The organism is Nocardiopsis trehalosi NBRC 14201, assembly GCF_001552555.1.
Lineage (GTDB): Bacteria > Actinomycetota > Actinomycetes > Streptosporangiales > Streptosporangiaceae > Nocardiopsis_B > Nocardiopsis_B trehalosi.
In genome coordinates this window covers 33,226-49,049 of sequence record NZ_BCRK01000008.1, presented here as the reverse complement: position 1 = coordinate 49,049, position 15,824 = coordinate 33,226, and the positions used below count along the sequence as shown (strand labels likewise).

At 73.3% G+C, this 15,824-nt stretch carries 15 protein-coding genes and 3 tRNA genes; 13 read left to right on the top strand and 5 right to left on the bottom strand.

The features are described from left to right. The first annotated feature begins 1 nt into the window (after position 1). The 4 genes from proB (at position 2) to NT8_RS02805 (ending at position 4,056) form a co-directional block, all read left to right on the top strand. Positions 2–1,210 carry a glutamate 5-kinase gene (proB, locus tag NT8_RS02820; protein ID WP_067963907.1) on the top strand — a complete coding sequence of 403 codons (1,209 nt, stop codon included), beginning with the start codon at positions 2–4 and terminating at the stop codon, positions 1,208–1,210. A gap of 53 nt (positions 1,211–1,263) precedes the next feature. Next, entirely contained in the window at positions 1,264–1,494 is a 231-nt protein-coding gene (locus NT8_RS02815) for a hypothetical protein (RefSeq protein ID WP_067963904.1), read from the top strand. Positions 1,495–1,868: 374 nt separating this feature from the next. Further along, a complete protein-coding gene (locus tag NT8_RS02810; protein WP_067963902.1) occupies positions 1,869–3,125 on the top strand; it encodes a glutamate-5-semialdehyde dehydrogenase in 1,257 nt (418 codons plus the stop codon). 103 nt (positions 3,126–3,228) lie between these two features. Further along, on the top strand, positions 3,229–4,056 hold the full coding sequence (locus tag NT8_RS02805) for an SAM-dependent methyltransferase (RefSeq protein WP_067963901.1): 828 nt from the start codon (positions 3,229–3,231) through the stop codon (positions 4,054–4,056). 66 nt (positions 4,057–4,122) lie between these two features. Here NT8_RS02805 and NT8_RS02800 read toward each other — a convergent pair whose 3' ends face one another. Beyond that, positions 4,123–5,169, bottom strand: coding sequence for a M48 family metallopeptidase (locus NT8_RS02800; protein WP_067963899.1), 1,047 nt, complete (start codon positions 5,167–5,169; stop codon positions 4,123–4,125). Positions 5,170–5,378: 209 nt separating this feature from the next. Between NT8_RS02800 and nadD the strand changes: the two genes are divergently transcribed. The 4 genes from nadD to NT8_RS02780 all read left to right on the top strand — a co-directional run bounded on the left by nadD (position 5,379) and on the right by NT8_RS02780 (position 7,233). Next, positions 5,379–5,957: a nicotinate-nucleotide adenylyltransferase gene (nadD, locus tag NT8_RS02795; RefSeq protein WP_217999049.1), complete on the top strand. Its 579-nt coding sequence runs from the start codon at positions 5,379–5,381 to the stop codon at positions 5,955–5,957. 27 nt (positions 5,958–5,984) lie between these two features. Beyond that, positions 5,985–6,374 carry a ribosome silencing factor gene (gene rsfS / locus NT8_RS02790; protein ID WP_067963895.1) on the top strand — a complete coding sequence of 130 codons (390 nt, stop codon included), beginning with the start codon at positions 5,985–5,987 and terminating at the stop codon, positions 6,372–6,374. Between the two features lie 70 nt (positions 6,375–6,444). Then, positions 6,445–7,053, top strand: a complete 609-nt coding sequence (locus NT8_RS02785) for a histidine phosphatase family protein (RefSeq protein WP_067963945.1) — start codon at positions 6,445–6,447, stop codon at positions 7,051–7,053. Between the two features lie 107 nt (positions 7,054–7,160). After that, a tRNA-Ala gene (locus tag NT8_RS02780) sits at positions 7,161–7,233 on the top strand. Between the two features lie 264 nt (positions 7,234–7,497). Here the strand turns inward: NT8_RS02780 and NT8_RS02775 are convergent. Next, positions 7,498–7,791 carry a GroES family chaperonin gene (locus tag NT8_RS02775; RefSeq protein ID WP_067963892.1) on the bottom strand — a complete coding sequence of 98 codons (294 nt, stop codon included), beginning with the start codon at positions 7,789–7,791 and terminating at the stop codon, positions 7,498–7,500. A gap of 116 nt (positions 7,792–7,907) precedes the next feature. On the opposite strand from NT8_RS02775, the gene NT8_RS02770 reads away from it, so the two are divergent. Next, a tRNA-Ala gene (locus NT8_RS02770) sits at positions 7,908–7,980 on the top strand. Between the two features lie 253 nt (positions 7,981–8,233). Beyond that, positions 8,234–8,866, top strand: coding sequence for a TetR/AcrR family transcriptional regulator (locus NT8_RS02765; protein WP_067963890.1), 633 nt, complete (start codon positions 8,234–8,236; stop codon positions 8,864–8,866). A gap of 94 nt (positions 8,867–8,960) precedes the next feature. Here NT8_RS02765 and NT8_RS02760 read toward each other — a convergent pair whose 3' ends face one another. Further along, positions 8,961–10,325, bottom strand: a complete 1,365-nt coding sequence (locus NT8_RS02760; RefSeq protein WP_084468593.1) for an FAD-binding oxidoreductase — start codon at positions 10,323–10,325, stop codon at positions 8,961–8,963. 521 nt (positions 10,326–10,846) lie between these two features. Between NT8_RS02760 and NT8_RS02755 the strand changes: the two genes are divergently transcribed. Then, positions 10,847–12,151, top strand: coding sequence for a hypothetical protein (locus tag NT8_RS02755; RefSeq protein WP_067963886.1), 1,305 nt, complete (start codon positions 10,847–10,849; stop codon positions 12,149–12,151). 257 nt (positions 12,152–12,408) lie between these two features. Here NT8_RS02755 and NT8_RS02750 read toward each other — a convergent pair whose 3' ends face one another. Together NT8_RS02750 and NT8_RS02745 are read right to left on the bottom strand one after the other, a co-directional pair. Continuing rightward, positions 12,409–13,446, bottom strand: coding sequence for an aldo/keto reductase (locus NT8_RS02750; protein WP_067963883.1), 1,038 nt, complete (start codon positions 13,444–13,446; stop codon positions 12,409–12,411). A 78-nt stretch (positions 13,447–13,524) separates the two neighbouring features. Continuing rightward, entirely contained in the window at positions 13,525–13,992 is a 468-nt protein-coding gene (locus NT8_RS02745) for a VOC family protein (protein ID WP_067963943.1), read from the bottom strand. Positions 13,993–14,108: 116 nt separating this feature from the next. Between NT8_RS02745 and NT8_RS02740 the strand changes: the two genes are divergently transcribed. After that, positions 14,109–15,113: a helix-turn-helix transcriptional regulator gene (locus tag NT8_RS02740; protein ID WP_067963882.1), complete on the top strand. Its 1,005-nt coding sequence runs from the start codon at positions 14,109–14,111 to the stop codon at positions 15,111–15,113. Positions 15,114–15,275: 162 nt separating this feature from the next. Then, positions 15,276–15,348, top strand: a tRNA-Ala gene (locus NT8_RS02735). The last annotated feature ends 476 nt before the right edge of the window (positions 15,349–15,824 follow it).

The window sequence follows — 15,824 nt, the reverse complement described above, 5'->3', positions numbered from 1 at the left end:
CGTGCACAGCGCACCGTCCGACCAGGAAGTACAGCAGGGGCAAGAGCAGCGGCAGGAGCAGGGGGACCGGCGCGAGGCCGCCGAGCGCGCCGGGTTCGGCCGGGCCCGCCGCATCGTCGTGAAGGTGGGGTCGTCGTCGCTGACCCTGCCGGACGGGCACATCGACCGCGAGCGCATCCGCGACCTCGCGGACGTGCTCGCGGAGCGGCGCGCGGCGGGCGCCGAGGTGGTGCTGGTGTCGTCGGGCGCGGTGGCCGCCGGCCTGGGCCCCATGGGCCTGGCGGCGCGCCCGCGCGACCTCGCCACCCAGCAGGCGGCCGCCAGCGTCGGCCAGGGCCTGCTCGTCGCCCAGTACACCGCCGCGTTCGCCGCGCACGGGCTGACCGCCGCCCAGGTGCTGCTGACGGTCGAGGACCTGATGCGGCGGGTGCAGCACCGCAACGCCCGGCGGGCGCTGCGCCGGCTGCTCGACATCGGGGCCATGCCGATCGTCAACGAGAACGACACCGTCGCCACCCACGAGATCCGGTTCGGCGACAACGACCGGCTCGCCGCGCTGGTGGCGCACCTGCTGCGCGCCGACGCGCTGCTGCTGCTGTCCGACGTCGACGCCCTCTACGACGGCGACCCGGCGCGGCCGGGGACGCGCCGCGTGCCCCGGGTCGCCGACCCGCGCGACCTGGGCGGCATCGACATCGGGGGAGCGGGGCGGCGCGGGGTCGGCACCGGCGGCATGGTGACCAAGGTCGACTCCGCCCGGATCGCCACGCAGGCGGGGGTGCCGACCGTGCTGACCTCGGCCGCCAACGCGCGGGCCGCGCTGGCGGGCGGGCACGTGGGCACCCTGTTCGCGGCGCAGGCGGGGCGGCGGCCGTCCACGCGGCAGCTCTGGCTGGCGCACGCCACCGCGGGGCGGGGGAGCGTGGTGCTCGACCCGGGGGCGGTGCGGGCGGTGGTGGCCGAGCACGCGTCGCTGCTGCCCGCCGGGGTGGTCAAGGTGGAGGGCGACTTCACGGCGGGCGACCCGGTGGACCTGCGGTCGGAGGACGGCGCGATCGTCGCCCGGGGCCTGGTCAACTACGACGCCGGGGAGATCCCCGACCTCATGGGCCGGTCCACCCGGTGGCTGGCGCGCGAGATGGGCCCGGAGTACGAGCGCGAGATCGTGCACCGCGACGACCTGGTGCTCCTCGACGGCGCACGGCCGTAGCGCGCCGCGCGTCGGGCACGCTGCGCGGCCGCCCGGCCGGTTAGGCTGGCGGGATGAGGCCGACCACGCACGAGTTCGACACCGAGCTGCTGCACGGCGGCGAGGTGGCCGCCCTGGGCGCCGTGGTGTACCGGGGGCGCACGGTGCTCCAGCCGGGGCCGGACCGGTTCGCGCCGCTGCGGCGGTGGGCGCAGGGGGTCGCCGACGAGGTCGGCGGCCCGGTCACCTGGCGGGCGAGCGCCGACGGCGCGACCGTGGCCGAGGGAACGGTGCACCCCGCCTGACGCGCGCGCCGGGCGGGGTGTCCATGCCGTCGTCCGGCGGCACCCTCTACAGTCTGCGGGCGCTCTCCGCCCCGCACTTGGAGCAGTGGAACTTACGGTCGGTCCCGAGCACCCAATCGTGCTCTCCGCCGTTCGGACACGCGGACATCCACACCACCTACGCCCTCGACGAGCAACCTGGCGCGGACACCGTACAGCCGGGACCACCGCACTGTCCCGGAAACCGGAAATCCCGTGACCGCTAATCCCGATCATGCAATCCCGCAGGACAATCGGGGGGCGGGGCGGCCGGAGCCGCCCCGCCGCCGACCACACCCCGACCTCGTAAGCTGAAGACCCCTCCCACCCCTGGCGCAACCGGAAAGTGAACCACCATGAGTGACATCGAGCGCGAGGTCCGTGCCGTCGCGGAACGGGCCAAGGACGCCGCGGCCGACCTCGCGCCGCTGACCCGCGCGGCCAAGGACGACGCCCTGCTGGCCATGGCCGACGCCCTGGTCCGCGAGACCGAGGCCATCGTCGCCGCCAACGCCGAGGACGTCGCCCGCGCCCGCGAGGGCGGCGAGAGCGCGGCGATGATCGACCGGCTCACGCTCACCCCCGACCGCGTCGCCGCCATCGCCGACGCCGTGCGCGCCATCGCCGACCTGCCCGACCCGGTCGGCGAGGTCCTGCGCGGCGGCGTGCTGCCCAACGGGCTGGAGCTGCGCCAGATCCGGGTGCCGCTCGGGGTCATCGGCATCATCTACGAGGGCCGGCCCAACGTCACCGTCGACGCCGCGGCGCTCTGCCTCAAGAGCGGCAACGCGGCGCTGCTGCGCGGATCGTCCTCCGCGTACTCCTCCAACACCCGCATCGTCGAGGTGCTGCGCGCGGCGCTGGGCAAGACCGAGGTCCCCGCCGACGCCGTGCAGCTCGTGCCCGGCACCACGCGCGCCTCCGCCCAGGCGCTCATGCGGGCGCGCGGCCTGGTCGACGTCCTCATCCCGCGCGGCGGCGCGTCGCTCATCCAGGCGGTGGTGCGCGACTCCACCGTGCCCGTCATCGAGACCGGCGAGGGCAACTGCCACGTCTACGTCGACGCGGCGGCCGACCTCGACAAGGCGCTCGCCATCACGGTCAACTCCAAGACCCACCGCTGCTCCACCTGCAACACCGCCGAGACCCTGCTCGTCCACGAGGCGGTGGCCGACGCGTTCCTGCCCCGCCTGGCCGCCTCCTGCGCCGAACTGGGCGTCACCCTGCACGGCGACGACCGGGTGCGCGCCGCCGTTCCGGCCGCGGTGCCCGCCACCGAGGCCGACTGGACCGACGAGTACCTCTCCCTGGACCTCGCCGTGAAGGTCGTGGCGTCGCTGGACGAGGCGGTCGCGCACATCCGCGCCTACTCCACCTCGCACACCGAGGCCATCGTCACCGACTCCCAGTCGGCCGCCCGCCGGTTCGTGGCCCGGGTCGACTCCGCCGCGGTCATGGTGAACGCCTCCACCCGGTTCACCGACGGCGGCGAGTTCGGGTTCGGCGCCGAGATCGGCATCTCCACTCAGAAGCTGCACGCGCGCGGCCCCATGGGCCTGCCGGAGATGACGTCGACCAAGTACGTGGTGACCGGAGACGGCCACATCCGCTGACGCGGAAGGGCCGGCCGAGGGCGGCGGCACGGGGGCGGCGCCCGGTGATCGAAAACGCTACGATGCCGATGTTTCCGGTATTTCAGCGTTCGAGGAGCCCCCTATGCCCGACGACCTCAGCCGGCCCCCGCACGCCGAAGGCGGCGCGGCGCTCGACCTGGGCGTGCCCACCGCCGCGCGGGTCTACGACGTGATGCTCGACGGCAAGGACAACTACGCGATCGACCGCCAGGTGGCCGAGGCCAGCCTCGCGGTCATGCCCGAGCTGAAGCAGATCGCGCTCCACAACCGCGCGATGCTGCACCGCGTCGTGCGCCACCTCGCCGCCGAGCAGGGCATCACCCAGTTCCTCGACCTGGGATCGGGGCTGCCGACCGCCCGCAACACCCACGAGGTGGCGCAGGAGGCCGCCCCGGGCGCCAAGGTGGTCTACGTCGACATTGACCCGCTGGTGCTGGTGCACGGGCACGCCATCCTGGCCGACAACCCCGACACCGCCGTGGTCACCGCCGACATCCGCCGCCCGCGGGAGGTCCTCGACCACCCCGACGTGCGCGCGCACATCGACTTCGACGCCCCGGTGTGCGTGATGCTCGTGGGCATCCTGCACCACCTGCTCGACGAGGAGGACCCGAACGGCATCGTCGCGACCCTGCGCGACGCGGTGGCCCCGGGCTCCTACTTCTTCATCACCAACTTCACCCGGCTGGGCGACGCGCCCGAGAGCGTGGAGCTGGAGAAGGTCCTGCTCAGCCAGCTCGGCACCGGGCGGGTGCGCACGCCCGAGGAACTGGAGGCGTTCTTCGACGGCCTGGAGCTGCTGCCCCCGGGCATCGTGCCGCTGCCGCTGTGGCGGCCCGACGGCATCGTCCGCGACAGCGGCTCGATCGCGGCCCGGTTCATGACGGGCGGGGTGGCCGTCAAGCGGTGACCCCGGCCGCCCCGGTGCGGGCCCCGGCGTCGGCCGGGGCCCGTGCGGCGGGGACGGCGGGGGCGGTCAGGAGGCGCTTCCGCCGTTGCGCGGCCCGTTCTTCCACCGGTCGGCGACCGTGTCGAACAGCCGGCCGCCCGCGTTCGCCGCGCTGCCGGCGACGTCGCGCAGGGTGCCGACTAGGGGGTCCTCGCTGCGGGCCCAGGACTCGCGGTAGGAGTTGGCGGCGTTGCGGGCCTCCTGGCCCACGTTCGCGTCGCGGTCGGTGGAACGGCGGGGGTAGTCGCCGTTGATGATGCGCTGGTAGGAGCCGTCCTCGATCCACCGGTGCAGCTCGGCCATGCGGATGACCGCGAACGGGTGGGTCTGGCCCATCAGGCTGAGCAGCTTGATCAGGCTGTCGCGGGCGTCGCCGCCGCGGTCGTACTCGCGGGCCTGCTCCAGGAACGCGTCGGGGTTCATCTCGGCCAGGCGCGAGCCGCCGGCCAGCTTCATCAGGGCGCGCTTGGCGGCCTCGGGGTTCTGCGCGGCGAGCACGCCCGCGCGGTCGCAGGACAGCTCGGACTTGCGGTACCACTCCTCCAGCGCCGTGACGATCGCGCGGATCCCGATGTAGCCCAGCGGGATCCAGGCGACCCGCGCGGCGAGCCGGATGAGGGCGAGCAGCATCGTCCGGTACACGGCGTGGCCCGACAGGATGTGGCCGACCTCGTGGCCGACGACGAACCGCTGCTCTTCGGGGTCGAGCAGGTCGAACAGGCCGGTGGTCATGACCATGAACGGCTTGTGGCTGCCGATGGCCATGGCGTTGGGCCGCGGGTTCATCTGGATGTAGAGCTCGGGCACCTCCTTGAGGTCCAGGACGTAGGCGGCGTCGCGGACGTAGTTGTACACCTCGGGGAACTGCCGCTCGTTCACCCGCACGGCGCTGGACAGGAACATGAGGCGGAGGGCGCGCTCGTTGAACATGCCCGAGAGCCGCTTGAAGACCTCGTCGAAGCCGCGCAGCGACCGGAGCGCGACCAGCGCCCCGCGGTCGGCCGGATGCTCGTAGGCCCGGGAACTGATGTCGTCGAGTCGGACGCGTGCGCGCTCAGGTGAGTTGGTGGCCATGTCGGCATGCTATGCGGCGGTCGTACGCGGCGCCACGGTTTCGGGCTTCGAGATATGACGCGATTTTTCCGCGCCGCGCGGGTACGGGGTGAGGGGGCGGCCGGGCCGGTCGGTTACCCTCGGCGGTGCCGGAGAGAACCCGGCATCCGGGACGAAACGGAGTGGCAGTGGTGAAGCAACCGGACGGCACCCCCCGGCGCGTCGGGATCATGGGCGGCACTTTCGACCCGATCCACCACGGCCACCTCGTGGCGGCCAGCGAGGTCGCCCACCTCTTCCGGCTGGACGAGGTCGTCTTCGTCCCCACCGGCCGGCCCTACCAGAAGGACCCCGACAAGGTCGCGCCGCCCGAGGACCGCTACCTCATGACGGTCATCGCGACCGCGGAGAACCCCCAGTTCCGGGTGAGCCGCATCGAGGTCGACCGCCAAGGGCCCACCTACACCATCGACACGCTGCGCGAACTCCGCCGCATCCACCCGCCCGAGGTGGAGCTGTTCTTCATCACCGGTGCCGACGCTCTGGGCGCTATCCTGAGCTGGCACAACGTGGATGAACTCTTCGAACTCGCGCATTTCGTAGGCTGTAACCGTCCCGGCCACCGGCTCACCGACTCCGGTCTGCCCGACGGGAAGGTCAGCCTGGTCGAGATTCCGGCCCTGGCCATCTCGTCCACCGAGTGCCGGGAACGCGTCCGCAAGGGCGAACCCATCTGGTACCTCGTCCCCGACGGTATCGTCCGCTACATCAACAAGACCGGGCTCTACCTCGACGCATCCGCCGGGTAGGGGCCCACGGGAGGCATCCGCTACATCGTGACCGCCACGGACCGGGCCGTCGAGCTCGTGAACATCGCCGCCGAGGCGGCGGCCGACAAACTCGCGCAGGAGATCATCGCCTACGACGTCAGCGACCAGCTCGTCATCACCGACGCGTTCCTGCTCTGCTCCGCGCCCAACGACCGCCAGGTGCGGTCCATCGTCGACGAGGTCGAGGAGCGGCTGCGCGTCGCCGGCGCCAAGCCCGTGCGCCGCGAGGGCGAACGCGACGGCCGCTGGGTGCTGCTGGACTACGTCGAGTTCGTCGTGCACATCCAGCACGAGGAGGAGCGCGGGCACTACGGCCTCGAACGGCTGTGGAAGGACTGCCCGGAGATCCCCCTCCCCGAATCCGCGAAGGGCCGCCGGCGCGACGACGCCGACTGACCCACCGCACCGCCAGCCCACCCACCGGTCAGGAGACCCGCCCGTGCCCGAGCCCGACGAGACCCGCCGTGTGATCTGCTGGCGCCATGGGCGCACGGCCTGGAACGCCGAGAAGCGGTTCCAGGGGCAGACCGACATCCCGCTCGACGACACCGGTCTGGCCCAGGCGCGGCGCGCCGCCGCGCTGCTCGCCACCCTGCGCCCCGACGCCATCGTCGCGTCGGACCTGCGGCGGGCCGCCGACACCGCCGGGTTCCTCGCCGAGCACACCGGGCTCACCGTCGAGTACGACAAGGGCCTGCGTGAGCGGTTCGGCGGCTCCTGGGAGGGCCTGACCAACAGCGAGATCCGCGCGCGCTGGCCCGAGGAGAACGCGCGCATGGACATCCCCGACGGCGAGGACCTCTCCGCCGTCGGCGAGCGCGTGCGCGACGCCATCCTCCGGGCGCTGCCCCGGGTGCCCGACCACGGCCTGCTGGTCGTGGTCGGGCACGGCGCCGCCCTGCGCGCCGGGATCAACGCCATGATCGGCCTGCTCCCCGAGCAGCGCCAGGCGCTCGGGCCGCTCGGCAACTGCTCGTGGTCGGTGCTCGGCCCGCACCGCACCGGCGGCTGGCGGCTGCTCGAACACAACGCCGCCAGCCTCCCCGAGGAGCGCGTGCTCGGCGACGACCGCTAGACCCCGGGCCGGCGGACGGGCGTCCGCACGGGAAACCGTTTCGACGCCGCCGCCGGATTCCGCTATTGTTGCGGTGTCGCTGGGCCCCGCCCGGACGGCACCCATCAGGGGCTATGGCGCAGTTGGTAGCGCGCCTCCATGGCATGGAGGAGGTCTGGGGTTCGAATCCCCATAGCTCCACTCGACTCCGGGACGACTGTGCTCGGCGGCAGAGCCGCCTCGCGCGGTCGTCTCGTCATTTTGCCCGGGGGACAACCCCCGGACCCCCGGGAGGACACCCCCTGTGGCTGGTGCCGGGCTGGTCCGCCTCGCGCGGTCGTCTGGTCGTTTCCCCCGGGGGACGACCCCCGGAATCCCTGGGAGGACACCCCCTGCGGCCGGGAGCGAACCCCCTGGGGCTGGTGGGGGCGGGCGCCCGCAAGGGGGTGCGGACGCCCGGGCGGATCACAGGTACAGGCCGGTCCCGCGTTCGGGGGCCTCGTTGGCGACGGCGTGCACGTCGCGCTCGCGCAGGACCAGGTAGCGCTCGGCGTGCAGCTCGACCTCGCTCTGGTCCTCCGGGTCGAACAGGACCCGGTCGCCGGCCTTGACGTGCCGGACGCCGGTGCCCGCCCCGCAGACCTCGCCCCACACCAGCCGGGTGGCGATCTTCACGGTGTCGGGGATGACCAGGCCGCCGCTGCTGCGGCGCTCACCCTTCTCCGGCAGTTCGCGGACGAGCAGCCGGTCGTGCAGCATCTGGATTTCGAGCTTCGATGAGGACACGCCCCCAGCTTATTGCGGGTGGCGGGGGGAGGGGCGGCCGCGTCCGGCGCGAGCACCCGCCGCGATCCGGTAGAGTCGGTGTGTCGCACGGGGCTATGGCGCAGTTGGTAGCGCGCCTCCATGGCATGGAGGAGGTCTGGGGTTCGAATCCCCATAGCTCCACCCGGCGCACAAGGCTCGAACCCCTGCCAACGGAATCGTTGGCCCGGGTTCGGGCCTTGTCGGCGTTCTGGGCCCGGTTGAGGGCGTTGGCCTGGTCGCACGGGCGCCGCGGGCGGCGCGCTTGGAGTGCCGGCCGGAGCAGACCGAGTGACGGTAGACGTCACCGGGCCGGTACGTGGACCGGACACGATCGGCCGCGACCCGCACCGGCCGCAGCGGATGGTGGTACAAGGTTGTCGGGAGGAGGGCCACCATGGACGCTGCGCCGAAGGAGCCGGGGACGCGTGACAAGATCCTGATCGCCGCGGCGACGATGCTCGGCGAGAACCCGACCGCGCGCTTGAGCGTTCGCGCGGTCGCCGCCCGCGCGCAGGTGAGCACGGGCTCGTTGCGGCACTTCTTTCCCACGCAGCGGGCCCTCATCGACACGGTGATCGCCGGGCTCTACGACGTCGACATTCCCGACGACCCGATCAACGACCACACGAGGACGCCGAACGAGCGTCTCATCACGGGTCTGCGCCTGCTCCTCGCGCAAGTGGGCACCGGCGACCGTGCGCGACGGGCCTGGGGGGCGGTGTACGACGCGTACGTCGCTTCTGCTCCCTCCGACGACGACACCACCACCTACCTCGCGCTCGAGCGCATGGGCCGCCACCGCATCGAGCGATGGTTGGCCACTCTCGTCGAAGAGGGCGCGATTCCCGCGGGCGCGATCGAGCAACGGGCGCGGTTCCTCATGACAGTGGTCACCGGCCTCATGACGGAACGCGCCCTACCCGCTGACGCGGTGCGGGTCGAGACCGAAACGGAGACACTCCGCCTCGCCGTCCACGCCGTGACGTCCGCGCTGGCCGGAACCCCGAGCCCCGCCACGGCACCCTGACCACCCACCCGGAGATCGATCGTTCCGGCGCGACCGCGGGTCCGCCGCCCGCCGTCGCGATCCCGAACATCCATGGCATTCCGGACGCCGCCGTCTACAGTCGGCCGCGGATCCCGATGGGAATGCCGGAGAACCGGCCTGCCGGGTCCACGTCGCGCTTCACGGCGTGCAGGCGGGTGAGGTTGTCGCCGTAGACGCCCGCTGCGCGTTCGTCGTCGCCGGGTGCGAGGAGGTTCGGGTAGGCGGCGGAGAGGGCGAGCGGTCGCAACGCGTCGAGCAGGTGATCCGCCCACGCGATCTGCTCGTCGTGTCCCTCGGCATCCGTGGTGGCCGCGATGACCTCGACCATGAGGTGCGGCTCCCGAAGCGCCCACGCCGAGTGGTCGGCGCTGACGCGGGTGGCGGCCCCGTGGAAGTGATGGATGTTCACGGCGCTCAGTGGCGACGTGCGGCGCCGCTCGCCGTCCGCCAGCACCTCGGCGACAGCGGGTGTCAGGCGGGTGAGGGACGCGGTGCGGAGTGTGTAGTGCCGTCCCGCGGGGAACATCCCGTCGAGCGCGTGGAGGGCTTGTGCCGGTGTGGCCGGGCCGACCGTGGACATGAGGGGCGTCCCGAGCCGTTCGACCTCCCGCACCCACGGGGCGCCCTCATCCGCGTCGCCGCTCCAGTGCACCGCCAGGAGCAGCGCCGGGCCGCCGTCGGGACCGCCGGCGATCGCGGGACTGATCGCGAGCCGGTCCGGGACGGTGGGGAGGAGTCGGTCGAGGGCGGTGAGCACCTGCCGCAGCTCGGTGGTGCTGAACGCGATGACACCGGCGAGCATGCCGGGCAGCTCCGCCAGTGCGATATCGAGCGAGGTGACGACGCCGAAGTTCCCGCCCGCGCCGCGGAGCGCCCACAGGAGGTCGGCGTTCTCCTCCGCCGACGCGGTCGTGATCGACCCGTCGGCCAGTACCACCTCGGCCGAGACGATGGCGTCTGCGGCGAGACCGAGGGTGCCGAGATAGGGGCCGTATCCTCCGCCGAGGGTGAGCCCGGTGACGCCGACCTCGTTGACGGTGCCGACCGCCGCGACGAGACCGTGCTCGCCGGCGGCGTCGATCAGATCGTCCAGCCGCGCTCCGCCTTGCACGCGGGCGGTCCGTGCGTCCGCATCGATCTGGACGCCGCGCATCCGGGAGAGATCGAGCGTGACGCCACCCTCGGCGTGCGCTCTGCCCGCCCAGTCATGACCTCGGCCGCGCACGCTTACCGGCACCTCAAGGGGGACGCTCCGCAGCACGCGCCGCACATCCGCGGCGTTCGCCACCTGTGCGATGAGCGCCGGGCGCCGCGTCGGGTGCGCGCTCCATAGAGCGGCGGACGACTCGAAGGACTCGTCCGCGGGCTGGATCACCCGCCCCTCGATCGATCGGGTCAGCGTGCTCGCCAGCGTGTCCCAGTGGCGGCGTTCCTGCATGGTGTCTCCTGCTCGTTCGTATGCCGCGGCTGCGGCGACTGGTGCAGGTGCTCGGCCGACCGCCGTTCGCGGCGGCCGCGTCGGGGGCGTCGGACGGCTTGTGGGCCGGTCGGACGTGCGCGTCGTCCACCGCGTGCCCGCGGTGGAGACGCCGAGCTCGAAGCCGGGGACCGGAGGTCTCCGCACACCGTCTCTAGTACGCCGTGATAGTTTGTCCGCGGAACAGTAGCACACTGTATTAGAAGCGAGAGGGGTAGGACGGGCGAGACCGCGTCGCGGCACGAGACGCGACCGTGAACGCTGCCGCGACCCTATTCAGGGAGGACCCGGTGGCGCGGTGTGTGCGCCGTCTCCGCGCGAGCGGGGGCGAGCACAGGCTCATCGCGACACTTCTTCTCGATGCAACGGGTCCGGGTGGACACCGTGGTCGCGGGCCCGCACGAGGTCGAGCCGCCCCACGACCCGGTCCACGACGTCCGACCGGACTCTCTGCCGAGCGCCTCCTCGCCTGCCCGCACCCCATGCCCGCCGAGGCCGGCGCGGGGCCGATCGACCCGCTCGCCTGGCGGTGGGCCGCCCGGCCCCGCCGCGCATCACCTCACGACGACACGGAGAATCCCATCGACACGTCCCACGCATCCTCCATCCTGCGTCCGCTCGGAGCGTTCGAGCACATCATCGACCTGTACATCTCCCGCAACCCGGTGCAATTCTCGCTCGCCATCGAGCTGGCTTCGTCCGTTCCGCCTGGCCGACTGACGCAGGCGCTGGCCGAGCTGCAAGCCGCGCATCCGCTGCTGGCGGCCCGCATCGACCGAGGTGGTGAACGTCCGGCCTTCCATCGCGCAGACGCCACCATCCCCGTCAGGCACGTGGAGGGCGGCGACTGGCGCACCGAGGCCGCCACCGAACAGACCCGCCCCATCGACCCCGCCGGCAGCCCGCTGGCGCGGGCGACGCTGCTCACCGACGACGGCGGGAAGCACGGGTCGGTCGTGCTGCTGACGTTCTCCCACCAGATCGCGGATGGACGCGGAGCGCTGCGGGCGGCTCGCGACCTGCTCGCCCTGCTCGCCGGCCGAACGCTGCACCCGCGCCCGGTGCCGGACGCGCAGGAGGATCTCCTGCACCGTCTGCCCCCGGCAGCGGCGCCCTCCGTCGACGACGGGTCGGCCGAACAGCCGGTGCCCGAACCTGGAACGCTCCGACCGTTCGACGCCGCGGCACCCGGCATCGAGATCGCCGAGCTGGACCAGCTCACCACGGAACGCCTTCGCACCACGGCACGCGAGCACGACTCGACGGTGCAGGGCGCGCTCTGCGCGGCCGGTGCGCTGGAACTGCTCGAACGTCCGGGAGCAGAGCAGGTCCGCATCAACGTACCCATCGATCTCCGCTCCTCGGGCCTCGACGACGACCTCGTCAACCGCTTCGTCGCGACCACCGTGACGTTCCGTGCGTCAGCGGACGACGGCCTCTGGTCACGGGCGCGTGACGCGACCGCACAGCTGCGGTTCGCCCGCGACCACGCACGAGAGGCCGTCGCGATGCTCGCGTCGCTCCACCCCCGCGATGCCGCGGAGGCGGAGGCGGCGATGCTCGCCGCGACGTCAGCCGACCTGGAGATCACCAATCTCGGCGTCTCGGGAGAGGACACGTCCACCGCCGCCGCGATCTGGGGACCGACGATGACCACCCAGGTCGACGATGAACGCATCCTCGGCGTCCTCACCCACGGCGGACGGCTCCGGCTCGTGCTCACGACGCACGGGCGTCCCGACGGGCTCACCACCGGCATCGCACGTCGGCTGGCCGCCGCGGTGTGACACCGCCCCGCCGTCCGCGAGGGCGAGGTCCGCGAACCGCTCTCCCAGCACGAAGGGAGACGCGGTGTTCGGGTGGTCTCCGGCGGGCAGCGGATGGGTCCGCGCGTCATCGGAGCCGTAGAGCGCTCCGCCGACGAGGTGGAAGGGCGTCGTCCCGCGAAGGGCGGCCCGGTCACCGGGCCGCCCTTCCGCTTTCCGCACCGGACGGAGGCCCTGGAGCCGGGCGCTCCGGGGCGGTCACGCCGCGCCGACGCGCCTCACGCCGCTGCGCGGTCGCCCGCGGTGCGGCGGCGCAGGTCCGCGTCCTGGACGTGCGGCGGCACGTAGGCCACGTCGATCGGGCCGAGGTCGGTCCCCGGCGGGACGACGGCGTCGATGCGGTCGAGCACGCCGTCGTCCAGGACGGTGCCGGCCCCGGCCAGCAGGTCGTCCAGCTGCTCCATGGTGCGCGGCCCGATGATCGCCGAGGTCACCGCGGGATGGGCGATGGCGAACGCCAGCGCGAGGTGGGCCAGGGGGAGCCCGGCCTCCTCGGCGACCGGCAGCAGGGCCTCGACCGCGTCGCGCTTGCGCTCATCGGTCATGTGCCGGGGGACCCACTGCACGTGGTCGGCCGAGACCGGCTCGCCGCCGCTCCGGCGGAACCGCCCGGTGAGCAGCCCCATCGCCAGCGGGCTCCACACCAGGGCGCCCAGACCGTAGCGGCGGCAGACCGGGAAGACGTCGCGTTCGGCTCCCCTGTTGAGGATCGAGTAGTGCGGCTGCTCGGTCCGGAACCGGGCCAGTCCGCGCCGCTCGGCCACCCATTGGGCCTCCACGATCTCGGCGGCCGGCAGGTTGGAGTGCCCGATGGCCCGCACCTTGCCGGCGGCGAGCAGATCGGTCAGGGCGCCCAGCGTCTCCTCGATGTCGGTATCGGGGTCGGGGTGGTGGATCTGGTAGAGGTCGATGTGGTCGACGCCGAGGCGGCGCAGCGACGCCTCGACGGCGGAGACGATCCAGCGGCGGGAGTTGCCGCGCCGGTTGGGGTCCGTGCCCATCGGGCCGTTGAACTTGGTGGCGACGACGACGTCGTTTCGGCGGCCGCGCAGCGCCTTCCCGACGATCCGCTCGGACTCGCCGTCGCCGCTGTACACGTCGGCGGTGTCGATGACGTTGATCCCGGCGTCCAGCGCGCGGTGGATGATCCGCACGCACGCCTCGTGGTCGGGGTTGCCGGCGCGCCCGAAGCGCATGGTGCCCAGGGTGTAGGGGCTGACCTTGATGCCGGTGCGGCCGAGCGGACGCATTCGCATGAGGGGTGGTCCTCCTCCGTGGGTCCGCCGGGGCGCGGCGGGTCCGGGCCGCGCCCCGGGCGGGGGGTCGGTCGGGCGTCAGGACTGGGTGTACTCGGCGGCGACGTCGAGAATCCAGGTGACGCCGAAGCGGTCGGTCAGCATCCCGAAGGCCGGCGCCCACTGGGCCGGCCCGAACTCCTCGATGACCGTCGCGCCCTCGGCGAGACCCTTCCACAGCGCCTCGACCTCCTCCACCGTCTCGCCGCGGACGGAGAGGAAGAACGGCTCCTCGGTGATCGTGGCGCCGTTCTCGCGGCGCGTGGTGGGGGCACCCTGGACGATCGGCGCGTCCGGGCCGGGCACGTCGTAGGCCATGACCCGGAAGCCGTTGTCCGCGACGACCTCGCCGAACACCACGTTCGCGGCGCCGGGCGCCTCAGCGGGCATGCCGAAGTCGCCGTAGGTGGCGATGGCGGTGCGCCCGCCGAAGACCGACTGGTAGAACTCCAGGGCCGCGCGGGCCTGGCCGTGGAAGTTCAGGTGGGCGACAGCGTTAACCGACATGGTGGTCCGGTCCTTCACAGCAGTGGTCTGGTCCGCCGGAGGTCTCCGGCGACGACAGCGACTCTCGCAGCAGTACCGGACAGGGATCGTCCGCTACCTGTGGCAGCCTGGGGACCATGCCGACCACGTCCTCGTCCGGGACCTCCGCCCGCCTGCTCTCGCTGCTGTCCCTGCTGCAGGTCCGCCGCGACTGGCCGGGCGACCTGCTCGCCGAGCGGCTGGGCGTGAGCGAACGCACGGTGCGGCGCGACGTCGACCGCCTGCGCGGGCTCGGCTACCCCGTCACGGCGGTCAAGGGGCCCGACGGCGGGTACCGGCTCGCGGCCGGCAGCGAGCTGCCGCCCCTGCTGTTCGACGACGAGCAGGCGGTCGCGCTCGCCGTGGCGCTGCGGATCGCGGTGGGGACGGGAGCGGGCATCGAAGAGGCCGCCGCCCGCGCGCTGGCGACGGTCCGCCAGGTCCTACCGGCCCGGTTGCGGCGCCGCGTCGACGCCCTGGAGGTCACCGCCGTCGAGGCGGCGGGGCGCGGGCGCGGCCCGCAGGCCGACACCGGCGTGCTGCTCGCGCTGAGCGCCGCCATCCGCTCCGCGGAGGAGGTGCGGTTCGACTACCGGTCGCCGACCCGGCCGGACGACGGGGGCCTCCGGCCGCCGCGCCGGGTGCAGCCCCACCACCTCGTGGTCCGGGGCGGGCGGTGGTACCTCGTCGGCTGGGACCCGGAGGCCGGGGAGTGGCGCATCCACCGCGCCGACCGGATGACGCTCCGCGTCCCCAACGGGCCGCGCTTCGTCCCCCGGGAGGTGCCGGGGGGCGACGTCGCCGCCTTCCTGTCGGCCCGGTTCAAGGGCTCCGAGAGCGTGGACGCCTGGCCGTGCCGCGGCGAGGTGGTGCTCGACCTCCCGGCCGCGCGGGTGGCGCCGTTCGCCGCCGACGCCCTCGTCGAGGAGGTCGGCCCGGCCCGGACCCGGGTGGTCATGGGCTCCTGGTCCTGGGCCGCCCTCGCGGCGACACTGGCGCGCTTCGACGGCGATATCGAGGTGGTCGGCCCGGACGCGCTGCGGGACGCCTTCGCCGACCTGTCCCACCGCGCCCGACGCGCGGCGGGCGGGAGGGCCGACTGAGCACGCCGGGGGCAGCGGGGCCCGATGATCCGAGCGACGGCCTGACGGCCTGACGGCCTGACGGCCTGACGGCGGCGCCCGGCCCGGTGACCGCGGGGCCGGCGGGGTCCGCGCAGGTCCGCGCCGCCCCCGCGCGTCCGATACACTGGACCCTGCGTTCACGGGGCTATGGCGCAGTTGGTAGCGCGCCTCCATGGCATGGAGGAGGTCTGGGGTTCGAATCCCCATAGCTCCACTCCACTCCGAGACGACCCCGCTCTTACGAGCCCGGGTCGTCTCGTCGTTTCCCCGGGCCCCGGTGCGGTCGGCCGCCCCTGCTCCTCCGAGCCGAGTCGTCTCGGCGTTCCTCCTGAGGGGCATCCCCCCGGATAGCCCGGTTGGGCCGGGGCCGACCTGGCCTGGCGAGCCCGGGCCTCGTCGCTCCTCCGAGGGCATGGGGTCGGGACCGGAAATGCCCGGCGCGCCGTTCCCTTATCGGGCATGGGGGGCTGCGTGCCGGTCGGGTCCGCGGGCGGCGGGCGGGGTTCCGATTCCGTTGTGGGGAGGCGGTCCGGGGGTGATTGGCCGGAACCGGCCGGGCCGGAACCGTTTGCGGTTGCGGTCCGTTCCGATTTCGGTCCGTCGTGTACGGGCCGTGCTGACCTGCGCTTCCCGTCCCCGATGCCGGATCACGGCCCTTCACGGGGGCGGTTTCCGGTTCGACGGTGTTTC

Bases quoted from the DNA above. Each gene is read 5' to 3' on its own strand.
- NT8_RS02815 (WP_067963904.1), top strand. From the start codon at position 1,264: ATGAGGCCGACCACGCACGAGTTCGACACCGAGCTGCTGCACGGCGGC.
- NT8_RS02810 (WP_067963902.1), top strand. From the start codon at position 1,869: ATGAGTGACATCGAGCGCGAGGTCCGTGCCGTCGCGGAACGGGCCAAG.
- NT8_RS02805 (WP_067963901.1), top strand. From the start codon at position 3,229: ATGCCCGACGACCTCAGCCGGCCCCCGCACGCCGAAGGCGGCGCGGCG.
- NT8_RS02800 (WP_067963899.1), bottom strand. From the start codon at position 5,169: ATGGCCACCAACTCACCTGAGCGCGCACGCGTCCGACTCGACGACATC.
- nadD (WP_217999049.1), top strand. From the start codon at position 5,379: ATGGGCGGCACTTTCGACCCGATCCACCACGGCCACCTCGTGGCGGCC.
- NT8_RS02775 (WP_067963892.1), bottom strand. From the start codon at position 7,791: ATGCTGCACGACCGGCTGCTCGTCCGCGAACTGCCGGAGAAGGGTGAG.
- NT8_RS02765 (WP_067963890.1), top strand. From the start codon at position 8,234: ATGGACGCTGCGCCGAAGGAGCCGGGGACGCGTGACAAGATCCTGATC.
- NT8_RS02760 (WP_084468593.1), bottom strand. From the start codon at position 10,325: ATGCAGGAACGCCGCCACTGGGACACGCTGGCGAGCACGCTGACCCGA.
- NT8_RS02755 (WP_067963886.1), top strand. From the start codon at position 10,847: ATGCCCGCCGAGGCCGGCGCGGGGCCGATCGACCCGCTCGCCTGGCGG.
- NT8_RS02750 (WP_067963883.1), bottom strand. From the start codon at position 13,446: ATGCGAATGCGTCCGCTCGGCCGCACCGGCATCAAGGTCAGCCCCTAC.
- NT8_RS02745 (WP_067963943.1), bottom strand. From the start codon at position 13,992: ATGTCGGTTAACGCTGTCGCCCACCTGAACTTCCACGGCCAGGCCCGC.
- NT8_RS02740 (WP_067963882.1), top strand. From the start codon at position 14,109: ATGCCGACCACGTCCTCGTCCGGGACCTCCGCCCGCCTGCTCTCGCTG.